The 2,178-nt window shown below is 35.4% G+C and carries 3 protein-coding genes and 1 pseudogene; 1 reads left to right on the top strand and 3 read right to left on the bottom strand.

The features are described 5' to 3' along the window. Window positions 1–207: 207 nt before the first annotated feature. Window positions 208–372, bottom strand: coding sequence for a hypothetical protein (locus ACYQ2O_RS11915; protein ID WP_459771296.1), 165 nt, complete (start codon window positions 370–372; stop codon window positions 208–210). Window positions 373–533: 161 nt separating this feature from the next. Here ACYQ2O_RS11915 and ACYQ2O_RS11910 point away from each other — a divergent pair. Then, a pseudogene (locus tag ACYQ2O_RS11910) lies at window positions 534–676 on the top strand (IS256 family transposase); the annotation flags it as partial. 563 nt (window positions 677–1,239) lie between these two features. Here ACYQ2O_RS11910 and ACYQ2O_RS11905 read toward each other — a convergent pair. Both ACYQ2O_RS11905 and ACYQ2O_RS11900 read right to left on the bottom strand, forming a co-directional pair. Beyond that, window positions 1,240–1,563, bottom strand: a complete 324-nt coding sequence (locus tag ACYQ2O_RS11905) for a hypothetical protein (RefSeq protein WP_459771297.1) — start codon at window positions 1,561–1,563, stop codon at window positions 1,240–1,242. Window positions 1,564–1,720: 157 nt separating this feature from the next. Further along, entirely contained in the window at window positions 1,721–1,852 is a 132-nt protein-coding gene (locus tag ACYQ2O_RS11900; RefSeq protein WP_459771299.1) for a primase C-terminal domain-containing protein, read from the bottom strand. Window positions 1,853–2,178: the final 326 nt, after the last annotated feature.

Here is a 2,178-nt window from a genome sequence, read left to right as displayed (position 1 = left end):
TACCGGCGGCATTCAAAGAAATTTTGATTGGAAATCAGTCAAACCAAGAACAAATTGCTGCGTAATTTCTTTGGTGAGGGTTAATCCGATAGGATTGTGAAGCATTTATTAGGGTGCGAAACTTGAGAGTATTGATATTCATAGACTTCGTCTGATTGTGAGTTGTTGACACTGGTCCGTCTACTATTCCAATTTTTATTTTTTCCCCTATAATAACTGAGGTTTATCAAATCCATACCAAGGGGTAATTTTTTCTAATTGATTTCCTTCAACCCATTCAATATCTTTCGTATAAACTCTTTTATTCTCAAATGTCACAAAAAATGAGAAGATCAGTATACCTAATATGATTAAATAGTATTTTCTTTTCACTCCTCCTCGGCTCCTTATTGATCAATTAATAATATAATACTAGACATGATTGTATCAGTATTATAAAAGAGAGTGTAAACTATCTTATGGAAATAGAAAAAGAAAACCCCTTCTGTAGGATAGAGTTCCCACACTACATTCACAGAAAAGAGGACTTCCCTATGAACAATTTCACTACAGATCCTTACAGACTCTAGTAACAAAACGTGACTTGAATGAATTATTTCCTTCTCATTTAGAATTAGCTATTAATACTCTTTTGAAAACCGATTTCACAGCCTTTTTAGATTATCAGAAATATAATTAAATCAGTTTCCATTCAGGTAACTCCCGCACACTCCTTTCTGGATTCTTTTATAATATATTAATAATTTATAATTTGCTACTATTTTATTGAGTATATTAATAAAGTAATTTTCTACTTTATTGGTGTTACTGTAACCTGAACAATACATATTTTTAATTTAAAACGTCTCAATCTGCATAAGTGAAGTCTAAAATTACTTTTTTAGTTTCATCCTTTAAATAACTTGAAAAAAGAACCTCATTCAGATTCAAAACATACGCTTTTAAAAATACTACATTATATCCTTCGATTGCATGCACTATTTTATATTTCAATAAATCTCTCATGCAACATTAATCAAATTCCTACGACAATACACCTTTCTAACCCACTCTTTAGACAACCATAATTCAACCGCACGTTCTAACGTCAAAATAACATTTTATTCAAATGCACCAAATAACCCTCAGTCAGACTAGAAAATAACCATATACTCCATCCAAAGACTACGGAAGGCACTTCAAAACAAGAGAACACCGTATACTAGAAATAAGTAATAGGCAGTTCGTCCCTTTTAAATTTTACGATGTATTCACGATTTCTTTTAAGATGATCTCCTGTAGTTTTTCTCTGTCTATCGGCTTATTAGAGACCTTTTCTATCAGCGTTTGAATGGGTGCTAGTGTCTGTAGCAAGCCTTCTTTATCTGCTAGTTGCTTGACTCGTTTAGAGCGTATGAGGCTTAATACAATGCTTTTAACGGTCCATAAACGTGTGTAGCCATTTCTCCCTGGTTTGGTCTTAATCGTCACGTAGTCGTCGTTTTTCATTTGTCTCAGCAAGTCTTTTAAACTGGATTCAGGAATACCCATGGCGTTCATGAGTTCTTTTCGCGTGAATTGCACAAAGCCTTGGCTCTTCGTTGCTGTGCGTTCAATTAAACTGATCAAATCTCTGCGCCATTCCGAATAATGACTTTTCTAGCGTTTCCTTGGTTTCGCAAACTTATACCAGACACCCTTATTTGAGCTCTCAGTGCATGTGTCGTCGCCTACCCACTGTTCAATAATTGGATATAGTGCGCTGAGGCCCCTTATAACGCCCTGAGTAGGCATATTGGATTGTCTTTCTGATTTCTCTTTCAGACAGGGGGTAAGACAAAGACGCATTTAAGTCGGTCATGAGCCGGTCGATGGGTGCTGTTTTTAAATTTGTACTGCTGTAATCCGCTTTTCAAGTATGTAAGTGTACAGCTTATTTGCGTTAGACATAGGGAAGCCTTTCTATAAAAAAGCCCAGGACAGAAGGCCCTGACAAAAAACACACTCCATGTTCTCAGGTGATTAACCTGTATAAAGGGAAGCCTGCTTCTTTTTGTCCTTAAATATTATCAACTCAAGTTTTGCAGTTAAAAAATAGCCTTTGACCCTTGGTGTCATTGACTTGGTACCGATTATTATGCCGCATTTGATATTTGATTCAGCTGATTTTCTTTTAAAAATGGCTTGAAGAGTTCCGGT

It is taken from the genome of Alkalibacterium sp. m-11 (genome assembly GCF_054658155.1).
This window is presented reverse-complemented; position numbering and strand designations above follow the sequence as displayed.